Source organism: Curtobacterium ammoniigenes NBRC 101786 (assembly GCF_001571045.1).
GTDB lineage: Bacteria > Actinomycetota > Actinomycetes > Actinomycetales > Microbacteriaceae > Curtobacterium > Curtobacterium ammoniigenes.
In genome coordinates this window covers 71,547-96,248 of record NZ_BCSV01000001.1, presented here as the reverse complement: position 1 = coordinate 96,248, position 24,702 = coordinate 71,547, and the positions used below count along the sequence as shown (strand labels likewise).

The 24,702-nt window shown below is 68.2% G+C and carries 19 protein-coding genes; 14 read left to right on the top strand and 5 right to left on the bottom strand.

Annotated elements, in window-relative coordinates; translation table 11 throughout:
* Positions 1–20: 20 nt before the first annotated feature.
* The gene (rsmI, locus tag CAM01S_RS00420; protein WP_066514500.1) at positions 21–839 is read right to left on the bottom strand and encodes a 16S rRNA (cytidine(1402)-2'-O)-methyltransferase; all 819 of its coding nucleotides are present in this window, start codon (positions 837–839) and stop codon (positions 21–23) included.
* Between the two features lie 84 nt (positions 840–923).
* Between rsmI and CAM01S_RS00415 the strand changes: the two genes are divergently transcribed.
* Complete coding sequence (locus CAM01S_RS00415; RefSeq protein ID WP_245631487.1) at positions 924–2,564, top strand: dolichyl-phosphate-mannose--protein mannosyltransferase; 1,641 nt, start codon at positions 924–926, stop codon at positions 2,562–2,564.
* Positions 2,565–2,637: 73 nt separating this feature from the next.
* Here CAM01S_RS00415 and CAM01S_RS00410 read toward each other — a convergent pair whose 3' ends face one another.
* Complete coding sequence (locus CAM01S_RS00410; protein ID WP_066514496.1) at positions 2,638–3,309, bottom strand: TetR/AcrR family transcriptional regulator; 672 nt, start codon at positions 3,307–3,309, stop codon at positions 2,638–2,640.
* A gap of 210 nt (positions 3,310–3,519) precedes the next feature.
* Here CAM01S_RS00410 and CAM01S_RS00405 point away from each other — a divergent pair, with 210 nt between their 5' ends.
* Positions 3,520–5,031: an MFS transporter gene (locus tag CAM01S_RS00405; protein WP_066516565.1), complete on the top strand. Its 1,512-nt coding sequence runs from the start codon at positions 3,520–3,522 to the stop codon at positions 5,029–5,031.
* Between the two features lie 71 nt (positions 5,032–5,102).
* On the opposite strand, the gene CAM01S_RS00400 is transcribed toward CAM01S_RS00405, so the two are convergent.
* A complete protein-coding gene (locus CAM01S_RS00400) occupies positions 5,103–5,882 on the bottom strand; it encodes a thioredoxin-like domain-containing protein (RefSeq protein WP_169795793.1) in 780 nt (259 codons plus the stop codon).
* Positions 5,883–6,072: 190 nt separating this feature from the next.
* Here CAM01S_RS00400 and CAM01S_RS00395 point away from each other — a divergent pair, with 190 nt between their 5' ends.
* The 8 genes from CAM01S_RS00395 to CAM01S_RS00360 all read left to right on the top strand — a co-directional run bounded on the left by CAM01S_RS00395 (position 6,073) and on the right by CAM01S_RS00360 (position 17,371).
* Positions 6,073–7,878, top strand: a complete 1,806-nt coding sequence (locus CAM01S_RS00395) for a pectate lyase-like domain-containing protein (protein WP_217999696.1) — start codon at positions 6,073–6,075, stop codon at positions 7,876–7,878.
* Positions 7,879–8,000: 122 nt separating this feature from the next.
* On the top strand, positions 8,001–8,843 hold the full coding sequence (locus CAM01S_RS00390; RefSeq protein ID WP_066514491.1) for a sulfurtransferase: 843 nt from the start codon (positions 8,001–8,003) through the stop codon (positions 8,841–8,843).
* Positions 8,840–9,937, top strand: a complete 1,098-nt coding sequence (locus tag CAM01S_RS00385; protein WP_066514488.1) for an NAD-dependent epimerase/dehydratase family protein — start codon at positions 8,840–8,842, stop codon at positions 9,935–9,937. The genes CAM01S_RS00390 and CAM01S_RS00385 overlap by 4 nt, the downstream gene beginning before the upstream one ends.
* 289 nt (positions 9,938–10,226) lie before the next feature.
* Positions 10,227–14,096, top strand: coding sequence for an ATP-dependent RNA helicase HrpA (gene hrpA, locus CAM01S_RS00380; RefSeq protein ID WP_066514482.1), 3,870 nt, complete (start codon positions 10,227–10,229; stop codon positions 14,094–14,096).
* Positions 14,097–14,310: 214 nt separating this feature from the next.
* Positions 14,311–14,643 (top strand): hypothetical protein, encoded by a 333-nt coding sequence (locus CAM01S_RS00375; RefSeq protein ID WP_066514480.1) that lies wholly within the window; start codon positions 14,311–14,313, stop codon positions 14,641–14,643.
* A gap of 43 nt (positions 14,644–14,686) precedes the next feature.
* Complete coding sequence (locus CAM01S_RS00370) at positions 14,687–15,457, top strand: class I SAM-dependent methyltransferase (RefSeq protein ID WP_066514474.1); 771 nt, start codon at positions 14,687–14,689, stop codon at positions 15,455–15,457.
* Between the two features lie 10 nt (positions 15,458–15,467).
* Positions 15,468–16,016 (top strand): dihydrofolate reductase family protein, encoded by a 549-nt coding sequence (locus CAM01S_RS00365; RefSeq protein WP_066516561.1) that lies wholly within the window; start codon positions 15,468–15,470, stop codon positions 16,014–16,016.
* Between the two features lie 56 nt (positions 16,017–16,072).
* Positions 16,073–17,371 carry an NAD(P)/FAD-dependent oxidoreductase gene (locus CAM01S_RS00360; RefSeq protein WP_066514471.1) on the top strand — a complete coding sequence of 433 codons (1,299 nt, stop codon included), beginning with the start codon at positions 16,073–16,075 and terminating at the stop codon, positions 17,369–17,371.
* Positions 17,372–17,516: 145 nt separating this feature from the next.
* On the opposite strand, the gene CAM01S_RS00355 is transcribed toward CAM01S_RS00360, so the two are convergent.
* On the bottom strand, positions 17,517–18,473 hold the full coding sequence (locus CAM01S_RS00355) for an SDR family oxidoreductase (RefSeq protein WP_245631486.1): 957 nt from the start codon (positions 18,471–18,473) through the stop codon (positions 17,517–17,519).
* 43 nt (positions 18,474–18,516) lie between these two features.
* Here CAM01S_RS00355 and CAM01S_RS00350 point away from each other — a divergent pair, with 43 nt between their 5' ends.
* Entirely contained in the window at positions 18,517–19,092 is a 576-nt protein-coding gene (locus CAM01S_RS00350) for a TetR family transcriptional regulator (RefSeq protein ID WP_066514457.1), read from the top strand.
* A gap of 3 nt (positions 19,093–19,095) precedes the next feature.
* Here CAM01S_RS00350 and CAM01S_RS00345 read toward each other — a convergent pair whose 3' ends face one another.
* The gene (locus CAM01S_RS00345) at positions 19,096–20,103 is read right to left on the bottom strand and encodes a LacI family DNA-binding transcriptional regulator (RefSeq protein WP_066516559.1); all 1,008 of its coding nucleotides are present in this window, start codon (positions 20,101–20,103) and stop codon (positions 19,096–19,098) included.
* A 275-nt stretch (positions 20,104–20,378) separates the two neighbouring features.
* Between CAM01S_RS00345 and CAM01S_RS00340 the strand changes: the two genes are divergently transcribed.
* The 3 genes from CAM01S_RS00340 (at position 20,379) to CAM01S_RS00330 (ending at position 24,681) form a co-directional block, all read left to right on the top strand.
* The gene (locus CAM01S_RS00340) at positions 20,379–22,334 is read left to right on the top strand and encodes a glycoside hydrolase family 127 protein (RefSeq protein ID WP_157071324.1); all 1,956 of its coding nucleotides are present in this window, start codon (positions 20,379–20,381) and stop codon (positions 22,332–22,334) included.
* A gap of 3 nt (positions 22,335–22,337) precedes the next feature.
* Positions 22,338–23,645: an extracellular solute-binding protein gene (locus CAM01S_RS00335; RefSeq protein ID WP_157071323.1), complete on the top strand. Its 1,308-nt coding sequence runs from the start codon at positions 22,338–22,340 to the stop codon at positions 23,643–23,645.
* A 79-nt stretch (positions 23,646–23,724) separates the two neighbouring features.
* The gene (locus CAM01S_RS00330; RefSeq protein WP_066516547.1) at positions 23,725–24,681 is read left to right on the top strand and encodes a carbohydrate ABC transporter permease; all 957 of its coding nucleotides are present in this window, start codon (positions 23,725–23,727) and stop codon (positions 24,679–24,681) included.
* Positions 24,682–24,702: the final 21 nt, after the last annotated feature.

Genomic DNA, 24,702 nt, shown 5'->3' with positions numbered 1-24,702 from the left:
CAGGCTGTGGACAACCCGGTTCAGCGGGCTGCGAGCGCGCCTTCGTAGAGCGCTCGGCGGGACAGGCCGGTCGACTCCGAAACCGATGCTGCCGCCTCTTTCATCCGCAGACCGGACGCGACGAGCTCGAGCACGCGCGCAACACCCGCGTCGAGGTCGAGCGGAGCGTCGCTCGGGCTGCCGCCGACGACGACGCAGATCTCGCCGCGGACGCCCTCCGCGGCCCAGTCCGCGAGTTCGCCGAGCGGCCCGCGCCGAACTTCCTCGTGCAGCTTCGTGAGCTCTCGGCACACGGCGGCGCTTCGGTCGGGACCGAACGCGTCGGCCATGTCCGCCAGCGTCTGCGCGATCCGGTGCGGCGACTCGAAGAACACCATCGTTCGCCGTTCGGTCTGGAGGCTCGCCAGCGTTCGCCGTCGATCGCCGCCCTTCCGAGACGGGAACCCCTCGAACGTGAAGCGATCGGTCGGCAGGCCGGAGAGCGCCAGTGCGGTGAGCACGGCGGACGGTCCGGGTACGACGGTCACCGTGACCCCGGCCTCGGCTGCGGCCTGCACGAGCGGAAAGCCTGGGTCGCTGATGGCGGGCATGCCGGCGTCAGTCAGCACGACCACATCGTCATCGCGCGCGAGCTCGACGATGTCGCCCGCACGCTCCCGTTCGTTGTGCTCATGCAGTGCGATCAGCCGCGGCCGCTCCTCGATGCCGAGTGCGCGGAGCAGGTGGATGGTTGTCCGCGTGTCCTCAGCAGCGATCACTGCGGCATTCCGGAGCGTCTCGATGAGTCGCGTCGACGCGTCGCCGAGGTTGCCGATCGGGGTCGCAGCGAGGATGATCACACCACCATTCTCCTGGCTCGATCCTGTCCACATTCATGGCCGCGTCCGCACGGCCCGACCTCCGGTCGTCCGTAGGATGCTCGCGTGACGACCGAACTGGCCGAGCCCGAGCCGACCGCTCCGTCGTATCTCGTCGAGCCGCGCGGGACGCGGCTCGACGCATGGTGGGGACGTGTGCTGTCCGTGGGGTGGCGTTTGCGCGTCTGGCGGTGGACGGGACCGCTCGCAGTGACCCTCCTCGCCGCATTCCTTCGGCTGTGGGACCTGGGTCGTCCGCACGCCCTTGTCTTCGACGAGACCTACTACGTCAAAGACGCCTGGAGCCTGATTCACCTCGGCTACGAGGGCACGTGGCCGGCGTCGACGCAGCTGACGAACACGACCGACGCGAAGTTCGCCGCCGGGGCGGTGAACATCTACTCGCACGCACCCGAGTTCATCGCGCATCCCCCACTCGGCAAATACATCATCGGGCTCGGCGAGCTCGCCTTCGGCGGTGCGACGAATGCGGTCGGCTGGCGCATCAGCGTGGCGCTCATCGGCATCGCGACCGTGTTCCTCGTCGCGGTGATCGCTCGGTCGCTGCTGCGATCGACGCTCCTCGGCACAGTGGCGGGCTTCCTCATGGCGATCGACGGGCAGGCGATCGTGATGTCGCGAGTGTCCTTGCTCGACGGCATTGTCGGGTTCTTTGCCCTGCTCGCCTTCGGCGCGCTCCTGCTCGACCGTCGCTGGATGGAACGGCGACTGGATCGCTGGATCGAGCAGCGTGCGTCATCGGGTCGCGACACCCTCTGGGGCCCGTGGATGTGGAACCGGCCATGGCTGTTCGCGATGGGGGCGGCGTGCGGCCTCGCAATGAGCACGAAGTGGACGGGCCTGTACTTCGTCGCGTTCTTTGCGGTGTACAGCGTGCTCACCGACATGATGGCGCAGCGGCGAGCGGGCATCGAGTTCTGGCTGTCGAGCGCGATCCTGCGTCAGGGACCGATCTCGTTCGTCCTGACGGTTCCGATCACGCTCGTGCTGTACCTCGTGTCATGGTCCGGCTGGTTCCTCACCAGCGGCGGATACGACCGCACCTGGATCCAGAGCGGCGGCGGGACCCGCTGGCACGGCGTGCTGGCCTGGGTTCCGACAAGCTTCCAGAACTGGTGGCACTACCAGGTGCAGATCTACGACTTCAACATCGGTCTGCATACCCCGCACTCGTACGCGGCGAACCCGTTGACCTGGATGCTCATGGTGCGACCGACGAGCATGTACTACGTCGGCACGAGCCTCGGTCAGAGCGGCTGCACGAGCGAGCGGTGCGGCGCGGCGATCACCGATATCGCGAACCCCTTCATCTGGTACGCGGCGGTCCTCGCGTGTGTGGTCCTGCTCGTGCTCTTCGTCACGCGGCGCCGGTGGGAATACGGGTTCATCCTGCTCGGCGTCGCCGCGGGGTATCTCCCGTGGCTCCTCTACATCGGGCGGACCGTGTTCCAGTTCTATACGATCGCCTTCGAGCCGTACATGGTGATGGCGCTGGCGGCAGTGATCGGACTCGTCATCGGACACCGCGATGCGATCCGCCGACGACGAACCGCGGGACTCGTCGGCGCTGGCGCGTATCTGCTCGTCGCCACCGCCGCGTCCGCGTACTGGTATCCGATGTGGACCGGGATGCAGGAGTCGTGGGCGTTCATCTCGTCCCACTACTGGTTCCGATCCTGGCTGTAAGCGCCGGATCGCTCCGGCTGCGCGAAACCCGCAACCGCTCGGAACGTGACGGCTGCGCGGAATGCGCCGACCGCTACGCCTTGGCGTCGGCGAGCAGGCGTTCCATCTCGGCCATGTCGAGCGGCTCCCCGACCATCGCTCTGGCATCCGCGGGGGGACAGACCGCGTCGATGATGAGTTCCGCGTAGCGCGGCCAGATAGCGGCATCGCAGCCGCGCGCCCGATCGGCAACGGCGCCGACCATGAGGGTGAGCATCGGGAGGTCACGGGCATCGAACCCCGGGCGAATCACGCCCGCATCGGAGGCGCGCTGCACGAGCGCGGTCACGACCGCGTCGAGTCGTGTCCGCTCACGCACCACCGCGGGAGTCCCCTTCGCAGCGCGGACGATCACATCGGCGATCGCCCGATCCCGCGCACGAAGCGCGATCGCCCCGCGCAGGTACGTGCGCAGCGCGGTGCGCGGATCCGTTTCCGCGAGGGCGCGATCGGCGATGTCCGTGAGCGCCGCGAACTTGGCGGCGACAAGCGCCTCGATGAGGGCTGCCTTGTCCGGATATTTGCGATACACGGTCCCCACGCCGACACCGGCCGCCTTCGCGATGTCGTTGAGGGTGACGCCGATGCCCTGCTCGGCGAACAGGCGCTTCGCCGTCTCGAGGATGCGTTCACGATTCCGCGCAGCATCGGCTCGCTCGGGACGACCGTCCTGATCGGCGTCCCACTGGGACTTGTCGTGAAGCACACCCAAACGGTAATCCACAATTCTCGGAATAACCGGATGCACTTCGTCCGTTTCGGTCTACACTGACTCGAAGCGGATACGTTGCATCCGCTTCGAGCATGACGCTGACAGTCCGTTCGGCGTCGCACGACACCAGCACCACCTGAACCGCACGATCGGCGCCCAACGGTGCGCGCCTCCTCCATCCGCTATGCGAAGGCAGAGGGCCCCATGACTTCTCTCAATCCACCCGAATCTCGACGCAACCGGTCCGAGCGAACGGAACACCGCTGGCTCGTCCTGGCGGTGATCGGCCTTGCGCAACTCATGGTCGTGCTCGACGCGACCATCGTCAACATCGCGCTGCCCTCGGCGCAGCATGACCTCGGCTTCAGCACCGACAACCGCCAGTGGATCGTGACCGCCTACTCACTGGCGTTCGGTTCTCTGCTGCTCCTCGGCGGCCGCCTCGGCGACCTCTTCGGCCGGAAGACCACATTCATCGTGGGTCTGATCGGATTCGCCGGCGCCTCCGCGCTCGGCGGCGTGTCCGGCTCGTTCGGCATGCTCGTCGCGGCACGTGCGCTGCAGGGAGCCTTCGGCGCGATCCTCGCGCCATCGGCCCTCGGGATGCTCACGACAACCTTCCGCGACCCGAAGGAGCGCGGCCGGGCGTTCGGCATCTTCGGTTCCATCGCCGGTTCCGGCGCTGCGATCGGCCTCCTGCTCGGCGGAGTACTGACGCAGTACGCGTCGTGGCGGTGGTGCCTCTACGTCAACATCGTGTTCGCGATCATCGGCATCATCGGCGCGCTCGTCTTCATGGTTCGGCCGCCTCGCGCCGAGCGCCCGCGCATCGACATTGCCGGCGTTCTCACCATCACCGCAGGTCTTGTTGGGATCGTCTACGGCTTCTCGAACGCGGAGACGAACGGATGGTCCGACGTGTGGACCATCGTCACCCTGGCTGCCGGCGTCGTGTTGATCGTCGCGTTCGTCATCATCGAAACGCGGGTCGCGCACCCGCTCCTCCCGATGCGAGTCGTACTCGACCGTGACCGCGGCGGATCGCTCATCGCGATCGGGCTCGTCGCCATCGGGATGTTCGGGATCTTCCTGTTCCTGACCTACTACCTCGAGGAGACGCTCGGCTTCAGCGCGCTCACGACGGGGCTGGCGTTCCTGCCGATGCCGTTGTCGATCATGGTGTCTGCGACGCAGATCGGGGGGCGCCTGCTGCCGCGAATCGGTCCAAAGATCCTCATCACGGTCGGTGGCTTCACGGCCGCGGCGGGCCTCCTGCTGCTCCTCCGAACCCAGCTCAACAGCTCGTACGCCGGCGTCGTGCTCCCCGCGCTCATTGTCATCGGCCTCGGCATGGGCATGGTGTTCTCGTCGGCGATGAACACGGCGACGACCGGTGTCGCGCGCCAAGACGCCGGCGTCGCGTCGGCCACGGTCAACACGATGCAGCAGATCGGTGGCTCCATCGGGACGGCACTGCTGTCGACGATCTTCGCCGACACGGTGAAGAACTCCCTTGGCTCGGGCGCCCCGACGAAGCTCGCGGTCGCGCAGGCCACGCTTGACGGCTACCACGTGGCGTTCGCGATCTCGGCCGGCGTGCTCGTGCTCGTCGCGCTGGCCGGCGCACTCGTCGTCAACCGGCACTCGGTCCGTCAGGAGCGCCTGCGGTCCGCCGGTGCCACCACCACTGGAGCCGTTCCCGCGGCCGCGCACTGACGCCCCCACTGGCGGACCCGTCGCGTATCCGTCTCCGCGCCATCAGCGCGCGGGGACGGATACCTCGTTCATCAGGCCGGATTCGGCTTCGCGCTGCCATCGAACGCCGGCCGACCGCCAACTGATACCGGCTGGCCGTCGACCGGTTCGTGGAACTCCGGCGAGTACCGGCGGCTATGCCGGAACGTGTCGACGAACTCCTGCAGCCGCGCGGTGTCGACGGTCTGCAGCCGGAGCTGGTACCCCCACGAACTGATCACGATCGGTGCGGGCAACGCATCGGATGCCCACGGGCTGAGATCGATGTACCGATTGGCCTGTCCGGCGACACGCCCCGGCTCCGGGATCATCGTCTGCCGGTCCACGAACCGCCGGAGGCTCGTCACCAGATCCTGCGGCAGGTCCGGTCGGTAGGTGATCCAGACCGCGCCGTGCTCGAGGTTGTGGACGGCGCGCTCCGTCGGCACCGGGCGCGTGTACACGCCCGCGTTCATCCAGACGATGTTGTGCGGGCCGCCGATGGGCGGAATTACCGCGTATCGGACAGGCCCCGTCACATGCACGTGCTCGACCGACCCAGCCGGATGGGATGCATTGCCCGGCCACCCCTGCGTATCCCACGCGAGCACCCCGGGGACCCCGGTCGTGTTGGGCACGCGCCGCGCTGCGACGTCGACCGTGGTCGTGCCGTGCACCGGGGCGGGCAGAACCTCGCTGCGGAGGCCCGCCGCGGTCGACGCAGCACTCACCACGCGCGGAATCGCTACTGCTCCGGCGACGACCACCACGACCGCAGCCACGAGGGCCGTCAGCCGCCAGCCATGCAGGATCCGTCGGCGTCTCCGCGTCACGGGCACCGGGCCTCCCGGAGGTTGAAGGATCAGAAATGGGCGCTCCGCGAGTCTTGCTGAGTCCGCCGGAGAACGCACTGGTCTCCCGCTGAGCGTCGCCTCCGATTACTCTGCGATTCTCAGCGATTCCAAACAGAGAGGTTTGGTTGTCATGCATCGAATGCGTTTCAGGGGAGCGCGCAGAATTGCGATGGGACTCGCAATCGGCGGCGCGATGATCGCAGCGGGATTGGGACAGACGACGGTCGCAGCCGCGGCCGCGCCCACATCCGTCGCTGCGGCACTGCAGGAGTTCGGGATTCCGGCGCTCGGGCCGAACGTCATGCTCTTCACACCGTCCGCCCCGCAGGCGGACATCCAGGCGGCCTTCGACGCGGTTTCCGCGCAGCAGGTATCGAACCAGTTCGGACCGCAGCGCTACACGCTGTTGTTCGCGCCGGGAACGTACGGCAGCGCCGCGAACCCGCTCGACGTGCAGGTCGGCTACTACGAGCAGGTCGCGGGACTCGGATCGCAACCGGGTGACGTCGTCGTCAACGGTCAGATCGACGTGTTCAACCAGTGCGACAGCAGCGGCCAGAACTGCATCGCGTTGAACAACTTCTGGCGGTCGCTGTCCAACCTGACCATCAACCCGACCGGGCTCAGCGGCTGCCGGACGAACACCGAGTTCTGGGCCGTCTCTCAAGCGGCGCCGATGCGTCGAGTGCAGGTGAACGGTCCGACGACGCTCATGGACTACTGCACGGCTGGCCCGCAGTACGCCAGCGGCGGCTTCATCGCGGACTCCTCCTTCTCGAAGAGCATCGTGAACGGCTCGCAGCAGCAGTTCGTCGTGCGCAACTCGAACCTCAACGGTTGGTCGAACGGCGTGTGGAACCAGGTGTTCTCGGGCGTCGTCGGCGCACCCGCGGAGACCTTCGGCCAGACCGGCGGTCAGCCGTACACGACGGTCCCGGCGAGCCCCGTCACGCGCGAGACACCGTTCCTCGTGCGCCAGGCGAACGGCTCCTTCGCCGTTCAGGTGCCAACCGCAGCGACGAATACCGCAGGCCAATCGTGGAACGCTGATGCAGCCTCCCCGGCGATCCCGCTGAACCGATTCCTCGTCGCCACGCCGTCGACGCCGATCCAGCAGATCAACGTCGCCCTCGCCCACGGCGAGAACCTGCTGCTGAGCCCGGGCGTCTACTCCTACTCGCAGCCGATTCGCGTGGTCCACCCGAACACGGTGGTCATGGGGCTCGGTTTCGCGACGCTCGTCCCCGCCGCGTCGAACGACGCACTCGACCTGAACGGCGCGCCAGGGAGCACCGTAACCGGCCTCATCCTCGACGCCGGAGCGCACGGATCTCGCACACTCCTGCACGTCGGACCGGGCGGCAACCCGCACACGCAACCGACCCTGATCTCGGACACGTTCTTCCGAGTCGGCGGCGCCACCGCGGGCAGCACGGACACGGCGCTCACCATCGACGGATCCCACGTGATCGCCGACGACATCTGGGCATGGCGAGCGGACCACGGCAACGGCGTCGGCTGGACGCAGAACACGGCGAACACCGGTGTCACTGTGAACGGCGACGACGTCACCGCCTACGGGCTGTTCGTGGAGCACTTCCAGAAGACGGAGGTGCAGTGGAACGGCGAGAACGGACGGGTCATCTTCTTCCAGAACGAGATGCCGTACGACGTGCCGAGCCAGGCTGCCTGGAACCTGTCCTCGTCGGTCAAGGGATACCCGGCGCTCGCGGTCGGACCGCGCGTTCGCACCTTCAACGGGGCGGGGCTCGGCAGCTACAGCTATTTCGACCAGAACATCGACATCCACGCGACCGAGGCGTTCGCGACGCCGGGAACCCCCGGCATCACGATGCATGACCTGCTCACCCGGTTCCTCAACGGGTCGGGTGGAATCGACTCGGTCATCAACAGCACGGGAGGCGCGGTGAACGCCGCCAACCCGGGCCCGAACCAAGTGGTCAACGCGCACTGACACCGACCGGCGGCTCCTGGACGATGTTCCAGGAGCCGCCGTCGTGTCCAGTCCAGGTCGTTCCCATGACCCTCTATTGCGGCTCACTGGTGAGCGTCGGAGGTCCTCGTTAGCGTGGATGCATGCCCCCGGTCCTGACCTCGCCGCTCGTGTCGACGCAGTGGCTTGCCGACCACCTCGGGTCCGATGAACTCGTCGTGGTCGATGCGTCGGTGCACTCGAGCGGCACGGGAACGGCAACCCGCTGGGCATCCGTGCGCGCCGCATACGACACCGTCGGGCACATCCGCGGCGCTGTCTTCGCCGATGTGCGAGCGGCGTTCAGCGACCCGACCGCACCGATACCGTTCACACGGCCGAACGCTACGCAATTCGCGGCGGCGATCGCCGACCTCGGCATTGGCCGCGACTCCACCGTCGTCCTCTACGACGACGACATCAGTCAATGGTCCTCGCGCATGTGGTGGCTGTTCCGCGCGTTCGGGTTCGACCGGGTCGCGGTCCTCAACGGCGGATTCCGCAAGTGGCAGGCGGAAGGGCGCCCAACCCGAGCGGGGGCAATGCGAGGGGCTCCTGCTCTCCCCGCGGATCCCTTCACCCCGCCGATCGAGCGCCCGTCGTGGACGGACCGCGGGCACGTCGAGCGCATCGCGACGGGAGCCGCGGCGGGAGCGCTCGTCTGCTCGATCGACGCGGTCGAGCTCGGCTCGGAGCACCCGCCGCTGATTCCCGGGAGCGAGATCGTGTCGTCGCGTCGTCTCATCGACGCGGACACGAACGCGTTCCACAAGCCGGCCGTGCTCTCAGAGACGTTCGGGCCCATCCTCGACGCCGACGAGATCGTGACCTACTGCGGGGTCGGCAGCAATGCATGCGCGAACGCGCTGGCGCTCACCGTCCTCGGCCACGAGCATGTTCGCGTCTACGACGGTTCCCTCGCGGAGTGGTGGCGGTACGCCGAATGAGCACCAGACGCGCGGTCATCTTCGGGACAGGCGGCATCGGGTCCGCCGTGGCACGGGAACTCCTGGGCACCGTGGATGCGTCGACCGCCGGGAGCCGGAGCCCAGACGGCGATTCCGACGACTGGACGGTCGAGATCGTGGCGCGCCACGCCTCCCTGGGGTCCGCAGAGCTGGAACGCGCAGGCGCCACGTTCGTCGGCGGCGACCGGCGCGACACCGCACTGCTCCGCGAACTGCTGCGCCCCGGCGCGGACCTCGTCGTCGACACGGTCTGCGCCACACGTGGCGATGCCGCCCAGCTGTTGCCGTACGCCGGCGATGTCGGCTCGCTCGTCATGATCTCGTCGAAAGCGGTCTACATCGACGAGCAGGGGCGACACGCGAACAGCGTCGACAAGCCGGTGTTCGCCGGCCCGATCACCGAGCTGCAGCCGACCGTCCACGCCGGTGACGGCGATCCGACCGGACGCGACGGGTACTCGGCGAACAAAGTGGCGGCAGAGGAGCTCCTGCTCGACAGCGACCTTCCGACCACCGTGCTCCGGCCCTCGAAGGTGTACGGCGTCGGGATCGGCCGACCGCGTGAATGGTTCGTCGTCCGCCGCGTCCTCGATGGCCGGGAGCGGATCGCGCTCGCCGACGGAGGCCGTGGTCAGGACCATACGACCGCCGCGGCCGGCATCGCCTCCCTTGCGCGCATCGTGGCCGACCAGCCGGGCAGGCGCATCCTCAACGTCGCCGATCGTTCAGCACCGACTGCGCGCGACATCGTCCGAAGCATCGCAGCGCATCTCGATCATCGGTTCGAGGAGTTCCTGCTCGACGAGACCGCGCCCGCATTCCTCGGCCTGACCCCGTGGTCGGCGCCCCACCCGTTCATCCTCGACACCGCAGCTGCGGAAGCACTCGGCTGGAACCCGCCGCAGTATGAGCAGGCCGTTCGACCCGAACTCGACTGGCTGGTCGAAACGGCGCGATCGACGCCGGCGAGCCGCGATGTGCCGTGGGCGTCGGACCCGTTCTGGGATCGACTGTTCGACTACGGGCCCGAGGACGCTGCGCTCACCCTGCTCGCGCTGCAGCAGAGCGCGTAGCGGTGAGAACACGCCCTCGAATCTGCACGGCACCCAGGTAGAGGGCTTTGCGGCACCCACCGTGACTCCCGGTTCGTGTCAAATGAACCGACAGAAGCCGGAAATGTGTTAGTTTTTCGCCCGATTTTTAACACATTGTGGGGAACTGTTGCCTCGACCTGGCTGCACACTCTTGTGGCCGCCGGGCTGCTGAGGGACATCAAGGTTGGACGTGACGTGCTCTTCGTCAATCATGAGTTTCTGGACGTGCTGACGCGGCGGGACTGACGAGTCGTAAACTGGAACGCTCATGTCGGACTCCGCGCTCGCGATCTCGTACCCGCCCGAGCTCCCCGTCTCGGAGCGTCGCGACGACATCGCCGCTGCCATCCGCGACAACCAGGTCGTCATCGTCGCGGGCGCCACCGGTTCGGGCAAGACGACGCAGCTCCCGAAGATCTGCCTCGAGCTCGGTCGCGAGCGCATCGGTCACACGCAGCCGCGGCGGCTGGCCGCCCGAACCATTGCCGAGCGAATCTCTGAGGAGCTCGGCTCGGAGCTCGGCGACCTCGTCGGCTACCAGGTGCGGTTCACGGATCGCGTGTCGGAGCGCACCCAGATCAAGCTAATGACCGACGGGATCCTGCTCAACGAGATCCACCGCGACAGCGACCTGCGCCGCTACGACACGATCATCATCGACGAGGCGCACGAGCGGTCCCTCACCATCGATTTCCTGCTCGGCTACCTGAAGCGGCTGCTGCCGCGCCGCCCGGACCTCAAGCTCATCATCACCAGCGCGACGATCGATCCCGAGTCGTTCTCGCGCCACTTCGGCGGCGCCCCAATCGTGGAGGTTTCCGGACGCACGTATCCGGTCGAGATCCGCTACCGCCCGCTCACTGCCGAGTCGGACCCCGACGCGGACGAGGACGCAGATGCTGACCACGCCGAGGATGACCGCGACTATCTACAGGGCATCACGGACGCGCTCGACGAGCTGGCGCACGAAGACCCGGGGGACGTTCTGGTGTTCCTGTCCGGCGAGAACGAGATCCGTGACGCGCAAGATGCCATCGAGGGCCGCGGCGACGCGTCGACGCAGGTCCTTCCCCTCTACGGCCGTCTGAGCGCAGCGGACCAGCACCGGGTGTTCGACCGCGTGCACATCCCAGGCGTCCGGCGCCGTGTGGTGCTCGCCACGAACGTTGCGGAGACGAGCCTGACCGTTCCCGGGATCAAGTACGTGATCGATACCGGCACGGCACGGATCTCGCGGTACTCGACGCGGGCGAAGGTGCAGCGCCTCCCGATCGAGGCGATCTCGCAGGCGAGCGCCAACCAGCGCTCCGGACGCTCCGGCCGCACGAGTCCCGGAATTGCGATCCGGCTGTACTCCGAGGAGGACTTCGAACGCCGCCCCGAGTACACCGATCCCGAGATCCTGCGCACGAACCTTGCCGCCGTGATCCTGCAGATGATCGCGCTCGGGTTCGGCGACATCGCGTCGTTTCCGTTCTTGCAGCCGCCGGACTCACGCGGCATCAAGGACGGCCTGGACCTGCTGCGCGAGCTGCAGGCGGTCGACCGGGAGGGCCGCATCACCCGGACCGGCCGCCAACTGACCCGACTCCCGATCGACCCGCGCCTCGGCCGGATGGTCCTCGAAGCGGGTCGGCAAGGCGTCGGCCGTGAGGTGGTCGCCGTCGTCGCCGCGCTGAGCATCCAGGACCCGCGCGAGCGCCCGCTCGCGAAGCGCGCTCACGCGGACCAGCTGCACGCACGGTTCACCGATCCGACGAGCGACTTCCTAACGCTGCTGACGCTCTGGAACCACCTCGAGGAGCGACAGCGCGAGCTGTCGTCGAGCGCGTTCCGGCGCGAGTGCCGAGCCGAGTTCCTCAATTACCTGCGGGTCCGCGAATGGCAGGATCTCGTGCGCCAGCTGACCCGAGCCTCCCGGGATGTCGGCGTCCATGTGAGCAAGGAGCGCAAAGACGATCCGGATGCCGTGCACCGCGCGCTGCTCGCGGGGCTGCTCAGCCAGATCGGCCTCCGCGACCGGGAGAAACGCGACTACCTCGGGTCCCGGAACACGCGGTTCGTGATCTTCCCCGGCAGCGTGCTCGCGAAGAAGCAGCCCGACGCCGTGATGGCGGCCGAGCTCGTCGAGACGAGCCGTCTGTTCGCGCGGACCGTCGGCAGGATCGACCCGATCTGGGCCGAGCCCCTCGCGGGCGATCTCCTCAAGCGCACGTACGGCGAGCCGCACTGGGAGAAGAAGCAGGGTGCGGCCGTCGCATACGAGCGGGTGACCCTGTACGGGGTGCCGATCGTGCAGCGGCGGCGCGTGCAGTACGCGCGCGTCGACCCGGAACACGCCCGCGAACTGTTCATTCGGCACGCGCTCGTCGACGGCGAGTGGGATTCGCAGCAGGCGTTCGACCGCGCCAACCGGCGGCTCCGCAAGGAGCTCGAGCAGCTCGAGGAGCGCACCCGGCGCCGGGACATCCTCTTCGATGACGAGCGCGTGGTCGAGTTCTACGACGCTCGGATCCCCGCCGACGTCGCGACGACGCGCGGGTTCGAAGGCTGGTGGCGCCGCGAGCGACGAGAGCACCCCGATCTGCTCACCATGCGGCGGGAGGATCTGCTCGACGCAGGTGCCGCCGACGCTGCCGAGGACGAGGACGAATACCCCACCGAGTGGCACCAGGGCGACCAGCGGCTCGCCCTCCGCTATCGCTTCGAGCCGGGCGCGAACGACGACGGCGTGTCCGTGCAGGTACCGCTCGCGCTGCTGCCGCGCGTCCGACCCGAGGGGTTCGACTGGCAGGTCCCGGGCCTCCGCAAAGAGCTGGTCACCGCGCTCATCAAGGCGCTGCCGAAGCACATCCGCAAGAACGTCGTGCCCGCAGCGGACTGGGCCGAGAAGATCGTCGCGGAACTCCCTGACAGCGCGCCCGCCGAGCCGACCGAGTCGTTCCGGAAGACCCTCGCGGCGACGATTCAGCGGCTGACGTACGTGCCGGTGACCGAGGCGGACTTCGACCTCGACCGCGTTCCGGCGCATCTGCTGCCGACGTACGCCGTTGTGGATGAACGCGGCCGGCTCGTCGAAGCAGGGAAGGACCTTCCGGCGCTGCAGCAGCAGCTCTCCGACCGCGTGCAGCGGTCGGTGGCGGCGGCAACGGAGGCGCGTGGTCGGCAACCGCAGGCGGCGCGCGGACGGCGAGGTGCGCCTCCCGGCAGCGACGGTGCACGACCGAGAGGCTCAGCTCCGGCCGCTGCGCCCATCGAACGCTCCGGACTCACCACGTGGCCCGATGAGGACCTGCCGCCCACGCTGGACACGCGGCAGGCGGGGAGCGTCATCCGGGCGTACCCCGCGCTCGTCGAAGCCGGAACCGGCCCGAACGCGACCGTCGCGGTGCGCGTGCTGGCGACGGAACGCGACCGCGAGATCGCCATGCCCGCGGGTGTCCGGAGGCTCGTCATGCGCGCGGTCCCGTCCCCCGTCTCGTACATCCAGGAGCATCTGACGGCACAGGAGAAGCTGGCGCTCGCCGCGAGTCCCTATCCGTCGACGGCGGCGCTGTTCGACGACGTGCTCGCGGCGGTCGTCGATGCGGGCATCCGAACGAAGCACCCCGACGGGCTCGTGTTCACGCGCGCCGCGTTCGACCAGGTCCGAGACGCGGTCTCCGCCGGCGTCGTCGACGCGATGTTCCGCGCCGTCTCCGAGGTCGCCGCGGTCCTGACCGCGCAGCGCGAGGCGGAACGTGCGCTGAAGGGCGCGACGAGCATGTCGCTGTTGCCCGCGCTGACGGACATGCGCACACAGATCGAGCGCCTGGTGTTCCCCGGGTTCGTCCTCGCGGGAGGCGTCGAGCGACTGCGGCGGATCCGGGTGTATCTGCAGGGCATCGTGGTCCGCGTGCAGAAGCTGACCCAGAACCCTGGGCGCGACCGGCAGTGGATGTTCGAGATCGAGACCGCGACGACGCGGTACCTCGATGCGGGCGGCGCGTTCCCGCCCGCGCCCGGCGCAGACGCTGCACTGGTGCACGCGCGGTGGCTTCTCGAGGAGTTCCGCCTCTCGCTGTTCGCGCAGGAACTCGGCACCGCCGAGACGGTCTCGCTGCAGCGCATCACGAAGGCGCTTGCCGCGACCCGCTGACCATCGTCGCGTTCCGGGCGCACCTGCTCGGCGGACGCAGCGCGGATCCCGCGGTAGGACGGACGCAGCGCGGCGCCCGGTGTACGACGGACGCAGCGCAGAACCCGGGGTACGGCGCACTCAGCAGGCCCCCAGTTCGGGTCGATTCGCGAAGCCCAGTTGCAGCACGGCAATTATCGACACTAGGTTCGGGCTGGACCTGCGTGGACCTGCAATGGTGCAGCACCGCGCGGCTCCGCTCAGCATCGCAATGGGGCGACTGCTCCCTTCCCAGGACGTCGCTCTGCTCACGAACAAGGACGTTCACATGATCATCGCCGCGCACCGTTGGAACCGCGCAACCGTCCTCGCACGCCTCGCCGCCGGAGACGCTATCGATCGGGCTGCCGAGACCGACGCTCGGGCTGCCGCCCGCGCACGACTGCACGTCCTCAACGTCAGCGACCGATTCGAAGCCCGTGCCATGACTGAGCAGGAGGCGATCGACGCCTTCACCCTGATCGAGCGGGAGGCGCGCAGCATCGCCGAGCACGCGCACGCCGGCTGATACCGTCGGCGCGAAGCGCGAGGCGCGACGAGCGGGGGATCAGATGTCCGGTGCCAACAGGAACGACGACCGCGATCGCCAGGCACACTCGTTCGGTGCCGTTGCTGCGACGTACGAGGCCGGTCGTCCCGGATACCCGGACGCGGCGTCGCGCTGGATCGTGCCGCCCCATGCGCGACGCGTGGTCGACGTCGGCGCCGGAACGGGAAAGTTCACGCGCGCACTCCTGCCGCTCGCGGACGAGGTGGCCGCCGTCGAGCCAGACCCGGGAATGCGTGCCGAGCTGGCGCGGAGCGTTCCCGGCATCCGGATACTCGACGGATCCGGGGAACGCATCCCGCTGCCCGATGCCTCCGCCGATTCGGTGACGTTCGCGCAGGCCTGGCACTGGGTGGACGTGCCGGCCGCCTCTCGCGAGGTCGCGCGTGTGCTCCGACCGGGCGGCACGCTCGGACTGGTCTGGAACGTCCGCGACGAATCGGTGCCCTGGGTCGCGCACCTCTCCACGATCCTCGACGGACCGGCAATGCATGCGGCGATCGCAACGAACCCGCCCCTCGGCGCTCCGTTCGATCCATCCGCGCTCGAACACCGCGCGATTCCGTGGGTGAACGAGCAGACCCGAGACGAGTTCTTCGCGATGATCGAGTCGCGGAGCTACATCATCACGATGCCGGACGCCGAACGGCAGGCAGTGCTTGCGCGCGTCGGCCGTCTGCTCGACGACGAGGTGCCGCACACGTCCGGAGGCCGCATCCCGGTTCCGTACACAACGCACGTCTACCGCGTAGCGGTTCCGCCGCCGTCTCAATAGTGTGACGGCCATGCGCACACTCACCGCGGGCCTGTTCACCTCCGTCGACGGTGTGGTCGAGGATCCGTCCCGATTCCAACTCGACAGCTTCGACGCTGAGCTCGCCGAGGGGATGGGTACCTTCATGGGGCGCACGAGCACGGTGATCCTCGGCCGTCGGTCGTATGACGAATGGGCCGGGCACTGGCCGACGCACCCGGACGACCCGTTCGCTGGGTTCATCAACCCGATCGAGAAGATCGTGGTCTCGAACACGCTGCACGGCGACCTCGCCTGGCAGAACAGTCGACTGCTCGACGGAGAGCTGATCGAGGCGGTCCGCGAACTGAAGGCGGGGGACGGCGCGGACATCGCCGTCTGCGGGAGCATCTCGATCGTGCGCCAGCTCGTGTTCGCGGGGCTGCTCGACGAACTCCAGCTCATGATCCATCCGGTGATCGCCGGGCCGGGCCGCCGACTGTTCGAACCGACGGATCCGATGACGCGCCTCCGGCTGGTCCGAAGCACCGTGACGAGCAAGGGCAACGTGCTCAGCACATACGGGCCGCATTCGGCATAGTTCCTGAGCCGCGTACGCTGGTGGCCGCACACCGTCACGCCGATCAGGAGCACCGCATGTCGCAGAACCGGACCCCGCACGTCGTCATCGTCGGAGGCGGCTTCGGCGGCATCGCTGCGATGAAGGCGCTCGCTGACGCACCAGTGCGGGTGACGCTGATCGACCGCCACGTCTACAACATGTTCCAGCCGCTCATGTACCAGGTGGCCACGGGCGGCTTGAATGCGGGCGATGTCACCTACTTCCTGCGAAGCCTCCGTGCCAAGCAGCGCAACGCGGACTTCCGGCACGGATTGCTCGTCGGCATCGACCCCGAGCACCGCACAGCCATCATGAGTGACGGCGAGAACCTGCAGTACGACTACCTCATCCTCGCGAACGGTGTGAACACGAGCTACTTCGGCACACCCGGCGCGTACGAGTACGCCTACTCGATGTATTCGCGCTCGCAGGCGCTCCGGATCCGCGACGAGCTGTTCACACGGCTCGAGCAGGCGGCCGCGAAGCAGGGCCCGGATGAGATTCGCGTGGTCATCGTCGGCGGTGGGGCCACCGGGGTCGAGATGGCTGGTGCGCTGGCCGAACTCCGCGACCAGGCGCTGAAGGACGCGTACCCGGAGATCGACCCGTCGAAGATCACGATCACGCTCGTGCACCGAAGCGCCGAGCTGCTGAAGCCGTTCGCGCCGCGCCTCCGTCGGTACGCGGCGAAGATGCTCCGGAAGCGCGGCGTCGAGCTCCGCTTGAACTCCGGCGTCGAGGAAGTCCTGCAAAACGGCGTCCGCGTCGCGAGTGGCGAGTTCATCCCCGCAGAGCAGGTCATCTGGGCGACCGGTGTCGCCGCCCACAAAGAGGTCTCGAACTGGGGCATGCCGCAGACCCACGGCGGCCGCATCGAGATCAACGACGACCTTCGCGTCAAGGGGCAGGATCGCATCTTCGCGATCGGGGACATCGCCGCCGGCGACGACCCGCTCCCCCAGCTCGCCCAGCCGGCGATCCAGGGCGGAAAGCACGCCGGCGAGCAGATCCTTCGACTGCTGCACGGCAAGCCCACCGAAGCATTCCACTACTTCGACAAAGGAACGATGGCGACGATCGGGACCAACGCCGCCGTCGCCCAGCTCCGCGGTGGCATCACGATGATCGGCCCGCTCGCCTGGCTCGTGTGGGTGGTCATCCACATCGCCAGCCTGCTCGGCAACGGCAACCGGGTCTCGACGCTGACGCACTTCGCGGTCCGCTACCTCTGGGCGCTGCGGAAGCGCGCGATCCCCATCGTGGGCGACGTCCGACCGGTGCGCCCGAACGGCGACCGCGAACCGGACCCCTGGGCGCTGCAGAAGGCGGAGTAGGCCGCCCGCTGCAGCACGCCTGCCTGCCCGCCCGCCTGCCTGCCTGCCTGAATGCGGACCCCGACGGCACTGAACTGCCGAGCAACCGGCGACTGCACCGATCACGGAACGGACGCCGGCGGATCAGCCCACCGCCGCGGACCGGTCAGGAGAAGTAGGACCCGCTCCTGATGTCGTCGAGCAGCGTCGGGCCCGTGGGTTCCCACCCGAGCAGCTCCCGCGTGCGATCGCTGCGCGCAGGCAGATCCATGCCGAACACCGCTCCGATGAACCCGTAACGCTCCTGCAGTTCCTGCGGCGTGACCGACTCGACCGCAAGACCGAGTCCGTCGGCGATGGCGGCGGCGATGTCTCCGGTACGGACTTCTCCCTCCGCCACCGCGTGCATGATCGTGCCCGCGGGCGCTTGCTCGATGCCGAGCCGAATCATGCGGGCGGCATCGGTCACATGCACGGCACTCCATCGCGCAGCCCCGTCGCCGGCGACCAGCGCCGCCCCACCGTTGCGAGCGCTGTCGGCGAGGAAGCGGATGAACCCGTGGTCACCGGTTCCGTGCACGGTCGGCGCGAAGCGCGCGACGAGCGTCCGAACGCCGCGGTCAACGTAGTCGAGCGCGAGGCGTTCGCTCCCGCCGCGCGGTGCGTCGGGGCCGACGAACGGCGACTGCACGTCTTCCGTCACCGGTGTTCCCCCCATCGGAAACGCGGTGCCCGACGCGACGACGAACGGCTTGTTCGTGTCGACGAGGGCATCGCCGATGGTCTGGGTCGCAGCACGTTCTGCAGCGTTCGTCGCGGCCTGGTTCGTGAAGTCGTGCTTGTTTGCGAGGTGCACGACCGCGTCGGCCTGCGCTGCTCCGCGGCGAATCGCGTCGAGGTCATCGAGATCGCCTCGGAGGACCTCCGCGCCCTTCGCACGCAGGGTCGCCTCCGATGCCTCCGATCGCGCCATCCCGAGAACGGTGTGCCCGTTCGCGAGCAGCTCGTCCGTGGTGTGCGAGCCGATCCAGCCGGACGCACCTGTTATGAATACGCGCATGTCGCGCCTCCCATGTGTGGAACCGGTCGCACCGGTTCGATCGATGTCATTGACTGACGTCACTGTATACCTCAATGTCAGCCGCTGTCATCAGTACGATGGTCGTATGGTTCGCTGGGCTCCCGGGTCGCGCGAGCGTCTGCAGGCGGCGGCGCTCGAGGCGTTCGTGGAGCGCGGGTTCGAGAGCGTGACCGTCGCCGAGATCGCTGCATCGGTGGGCCTGACCGAGCGCACGTTCTTCCGATACTTCCCCGACAAGCGGGAGGTGCTGTTCCACGGCCAGGAGACGCTCGAGGCCGCGTTCGTCGACGGCATTCGCGACGCGCCCGCCGACGCGTCCACCGCCGACGTGCTCCGTCACGCACTTCGGGCCGCGACAGAATGGTGGTTCCCGGAGGAGCGGCGTGCATTCGCCCGGGCACGGAGCGGCATCATCGCGCAGGATCCGGCACTCCTCGAGCGGGAGCTCGCGAAGATGCGGAACCTCAGCGCAGCACTCGGAACGGCGCTCGAAGAGCGCGGAGTATCCCCCGTCCGCGCCCGCCTCGCGGCGGAGACGGCAACCACCGTCTTCCACGTCGCGTTCGGCCAGTGGATCGCGACCGATGACGAGAAGTCGCTCGCGGACATCATCGACGCACTGCTCGGCGAACTCGGCGACGTGTTCGGGCCCCGGTCGTAGGTGCTACCCGCCCACCGTGGAGGCTCGAATCACCAGCGTGGGCTCGATCACCGTCGACACTGCGGCTGCGCCATCGATCAATTGGAGCAGTGCCCGCCCGGCGACGCGCCCGAGCTCCTCGAGGCGCAGATCCACCGTGGTGAGCGGCGGTCGGGAGGCGAGGGCGACGACATCCCAGTCGTCGAATCCGGTGACCGCGATATCGGCGGGGACGGAGCGGCCGAGCTCGCGGAGCCGATCGCACACGCCGCGCGCGATCTGGTCCGATGCGCACGCGATGGCATCGAGGTCGGTGTGCTGCGCGAGCAGGATGTCGACCGCCTGTCGCCCCCACTGCTCGGTCCAGTGGCCGAAGAGCGGCTGCCCGATCAGGCGTTCGCCGAGGACCTCGGCCGCACCGTCAGCACGTCGGCGCGCCGGACCGGCATGCGACGGGCCGGACACGTAGGCGACGCGCCGGCGCCCGAGGCCGACGAGGTGCTGCGCGAGCACTCGGGCACCTGCGGCGTCGTCGAGCGTCACCGAGATGTCGTTCGGATCGGTCGAGGGCGTGAAGACGTAGACCACCGGGATATCCGTCGCGACCGCCGGCCGCGGGTCTGCAGTCCGACCCGTGACGATGATGCCGTCAACGCGCCGTGCCGCGAGCGATCGCAGATAGTGCTGCTCGCGCACCGGGTCATCGCGCGTGTCGCACATGAGCACGGCGATCTGCCCGGCGCTCATCACGTCCTCGGCACCGAGCATGACCGGAATGCTGAAGCGCCCGAACGAGTCTGTGGTGATGACGGCAACGGTGAACGACCGACCCGACGACAACGAACGACCACGCGCATCGAACACGAACCCGAGCTTCGAGGCCGCTTCCTGCACGCGCTGGCGTGTGCTGTCGCGGAGCTGCCCTGTGCCGTTCAGCGCCTTCGACGCGGTGCCGATCGAGACGCCGGCGAGCGCAGCGACGTCCGTGATCCGCACCGGACCCGGCGTCCGGTTCGCGCGCTCAATGGTCACGGCAACACTCTTTCCTCGGATTTCCGCGGCACCGAGTCCGTCTGCGACGCGAGCAACCCACATCACTCGGTGCGCACGACCCTCGGGCGGGGTGCCTGAATTCTACGGCGTCGCAATCCGGCTCTTGCCATCGACGCGATCACGGTCGTAGAGTGCAGGCAGAATACGTTTTCCGTTTTTCCGAATCAGGCGCGACGCTCCAATTGCTCCGCACCGAAGCGCGCACCCCCGGGACCGGAAGACGTCGCACGATCGAGCACGCCAATGGAGGCAGCATGACGACGACGAGTCCGCCCACGATCGATACCGCGACCGCAACACCGCGCACCGCCGAGCCGGTGCGGCCCACAGCAGCCGCGCACGTGACGCTTCGACCGTTGCCGGCCGGTGTCCCGCGTATCACGGGCGGCTTCTGGTCCGTTCGGCAGGACCGCAACGGTCGCGACGCGATCCGCTCCGGCTACGACCAGCTCGAAGCGGCCGGCAACTTCCGGAACCTCCGGATCGCCGCGGGCCTCGAGCAGGGCGATGCGGTCGGTCCGATCTTCATGGACTCCGACGTGTACAAGTGGCTCGAAGCGGTCGCCTGGGAATACGGTCGGGAGCCCGCCGACGACCTCCTCGCACTGCAGCGCGACGTCACCGCGCTCGTTGCGGCAGCGCAGCAGGACGATGGCTACATCGACTCCGTGCAGCAGATCCGGCACGCGGAGCAGGGTCGGTATTTCGACCTGCCCTGGAGCCACGAGATGTACTGCGCCGGGCACCTCATGCAGGCCGCCGTCGCGCAGTCTCGTGCAACCGGCGACCGCGGACTCCTCGAGGTCGCGATCCGAAACGCCGATCATCTCGTCCGCACCTTCGGGCCGGGCGAGCTGCATGTGCAGGACATCGACGGGCATCCGGTGGTCGAGATGGGACTCGTCGAGCTGTACCGGGAGACCGGGAACCGCGACTATCTCGACCTCGCCCACTGGTTCGTGGACGCACGCGGTCACGGCATCATCGAGCGGCACGGCAAGGAGCCCACCTACTTCTCCGACCGAGTGCCTGTACGCGAAGCGACGACGGTCGAGGGCCATGCGGTCCGCGCTGTCTACCTCGCCGCCGGAGCGGTGGACGTCGCGATCGAAACCGGCGACGACGAACTCCTCAGCGCCTCCGAACAGCAGTTCCACGCGATGATGGCATCGAAGGCGTTCATCACCGGCGGCCTCGGCGCCCGCTGGGACTGGGAAGCGTTCGGCGACCCGTACGAACTGCCGACCGACCGCGGCTACGCGGAGACCTGCGCGGCGATCGGCGGCATCCAGTGGGCGTGGCGACTGCTCCTCGCCACCGGGAAGCCGGTGTACGCCGACGCGATCGAACGGCTCCTCTACAACGCGTTCATCCCGGGCGTCAGCCTCACCGGGACGGAGTATTTCTACGTGAACCCGCTCCAGCTCCGGGATCACGCGCACACGGATGAGAACCGGTCCCCGGCCCACGGTCGTCGCGGCTGGTTCGACTGCGCGTGCTGCCCGCCGAACATCATGCGGACCTTCGCGAGCCTCGACGGCTATATCGCCACCGAGACCGGCGACGGCGTCCAGATCCACCAATACGCGACCGGCGACTTCGGTCGCGTCCGAATCGAAACCGACCTGCCGCATCGCGGAACGGCGCGCATCACCGCCCTCCAGGGAGGCGCGTGGACACTCCGTCTCCGCGTCCCGGCCTGGTCGGACCGCACCACCGTCGACGGCGAAGCGGTCACGAACGAACCCGGCGAGCCGATCGATATCTCCCGCGAGTGGACCGAGGGAGACAGCGTCGAGGTCGCGTTCGACATGACCCCGCACGTGTTCGCGGCCGACGAGCGCATCGACGCCGCGCGCGGGCAGGTTGCGATCGAACGCGGCCCCCTCGTCTACGCCGTCGAGCAGCACGACCAGCAGGGGTTCACCGTCGACGACGTCGTCGTCGACCTCCACCAGCCGATCGCCGAAGCGCCGCGCGACGACCTCGACGGCATCGTCGCGCTGCGCCTTGCGGGGCGGGCACCGAGCGACCACGCGGAAGCGTCGTGGCCGTACCGCCGGGTGGAGGCGGGAGCGTCGGGAACGCACGCCGTCGCGGCGGACGCGCGTCGAGCCTCCCAGCCGGTCGCAGTCACAGCGATCCCGTATTACGCATGGGCGAACCGGGGGGTCGCACCGATGCGCGTCTGGCTCCCCGTGGAGCGGTGACCCGTGGACCGTCGAACGTTTCTCGCCGGCGGCTTGGCGGGCGGTCTCGCCATGGCGCTCGCGGGCTGCGCGGGCGCGCTTCCCCGGATCTCGTCCAACCAGCCCGGGTTCGGCGCCGCCGCGACCGGCACGGTGCAGGTCTGGTGCCGCGCGGCGACGCAGGCCGGCCTGACCGCCACGGTGGCGAGCTTCAACAAGTCGCATCCGAACCTCCAGGTCAACCTGACGCCGATCCCGGACGCGCAGTACGTCACCAAACTGGCCACGGCGATCCGCGGCGGTGATCCGCCCGACGTCGTCGACATGGACGACATCAACTCGATGCTGTTCATCTTCCGCGATGTCTTCGCCGACCTGACGAGCGTCGTGACGGGCCTCGACTACTTCCCGAAGTTGTCGACCGGGCACCTCCACCTGCTGCAGCACAAGGGTCGCTACTACGGCTTGCCGTACCTGGCGGACAACTCGATGCTCTACGTCAACACGGATCTGTTTCAGCGTGCCGGACTCGACGTCGCGGAGTCGACGAAGGATTTCGCGTCGTTACTCGACGCCGTCCGAGCGATCCGGAAGATCGGCGGCGACACCTACTGCTGGACGATCCCGGGGAACAGCCCCGGCATCCTCGGGTTCGTCACCCAGCCGCACGTGTGGGCCACCGGCACCGACATGATGCAGGGACCGGTGGGCGCGCAACACGGGCACATCACTGGCAACACGGCGCTCGAGCAGATGCTCGAGTTCTACCGGCAGCTCTGGAAGGACAACCTCATCGCCAGGTCCTCGTACTCGGACGCCGGAACAACCTGGGGTGCGGACTTCCGGGCGGGCACCGTCGGGATCATGCCGGGCAACTACTCGGCGACGTGGATCGCAGCGACACCCGGGATGCGCACGAAGATGCAGAACGTGCTCATCCCGGGGCCGACCAGCGGCAGATCGTTCTTCGACGGGGGCGACAACATGTGCATCCCGAACGGCGCGCGAAACCCGAGCGGCGGATGGGAGTTCATGAAGTACGCGAACGCGCTCCCCCAGCAGGAGCTGCTGCCCAACGGCGGCTATTTCCCGACGAGGAGCGACGCGGCGACCCCGGCGTATCGCAAGCAGTTCCCGCTCGCGAGCGCGACGCTCGACAACATCACGAAGGGGTATGCGCCGCAGACACTGGCGTACAACCTGCTCGTGAATCAGCCGTCGTCGCCGTATTTCACGATGTTCCGCACCGCGGTCTACGGAGCGGGCGTGGCGCAGGCGATGAACGCCGCGCAGCCCGAATACGACCGGATCCTCAACGAGGCGCAGTCCTGACGCGTCGTCCCCCCACCCGAGCGCTCGACACCTGACGCGCTCCCACCGAAGCAAGCGATCGCACAGAGAGGTGCTCGCCATGTCGACACTCACCGGGAGCCGGCCGGCCCCCGCTTCCCGCGCTGCACGCGCCCGCGGCGGCGCAGGCGGGCCGAACGGCTCCCGCAACTCCCTGACGCATCCGCCGCGGACCGGGCTGGCACTCGTCACGCCGGCGATCCTCTTCGTCGCGGTGTTCGTCCTCATCCCGCTGCTGTTCGCGCTCTACATCTCGTTCACGAACTGGCCCCTGATCGGCGGCTATCGGTTCATCGGGTTGCAGAACTACCTGTCGCTCTTCCAGGACCCGGCGTTCGTCGGAGCGATCGGGTACACGCTGCTCTACACAGCGATCGTCACGATCCCGATCCTCGTGCTCGGGTACTTCCTCGCGGTCCTCGTGCGGGCCAAGCGGCGCGGCGCCACGCTGCTGCGAACGATCTTCTTCCTGCCGTACGTCGTCGGGCTCACGACGCTGAGCTTCATGCTCGTGCTGGAGGCGCAACCCGGCTCGGGTGCCGTGAACCTGGTGCTGAAGCTGCTGCACATCACCGACGGATCGACCGCATGGCTCGTCAACGCGCCGCTCGCCACGCTGCTCATCTGCGTGTTCGTCGTGTGGGCGGTGTCGGGCCTGACGATGGTGCTGCTCATGTCCGCGATGCAGGGCATTCCGGATGAGGTCTACGAGGCGGCGCAACTCGAGGGCGCCACATGGTGGCAGACCGAGCGGCTCATCACGTTCCCGATGATCCGATCGACCGTTGCCCTGAGCCTGATCATCTCGGTGATCGGATCGCTGCTCGCGTTCAACCAGTTCTACATCCTGACGCAGGGCGGCCCGGGGACGCAGACCACCACGATCGTGAACTACATCTACGACCGCGGGTTCATCAATCTGCAGCTCGGCGCTGCGACCGCAGAATCGGTGGCCCTCGTCATCGTGGTCGCCGCAGTCACCGCGGTGCAGTTCTGGGCGCTCCGCGAGCGCGACTGAGACGGGACGAAGGAGTCCAGC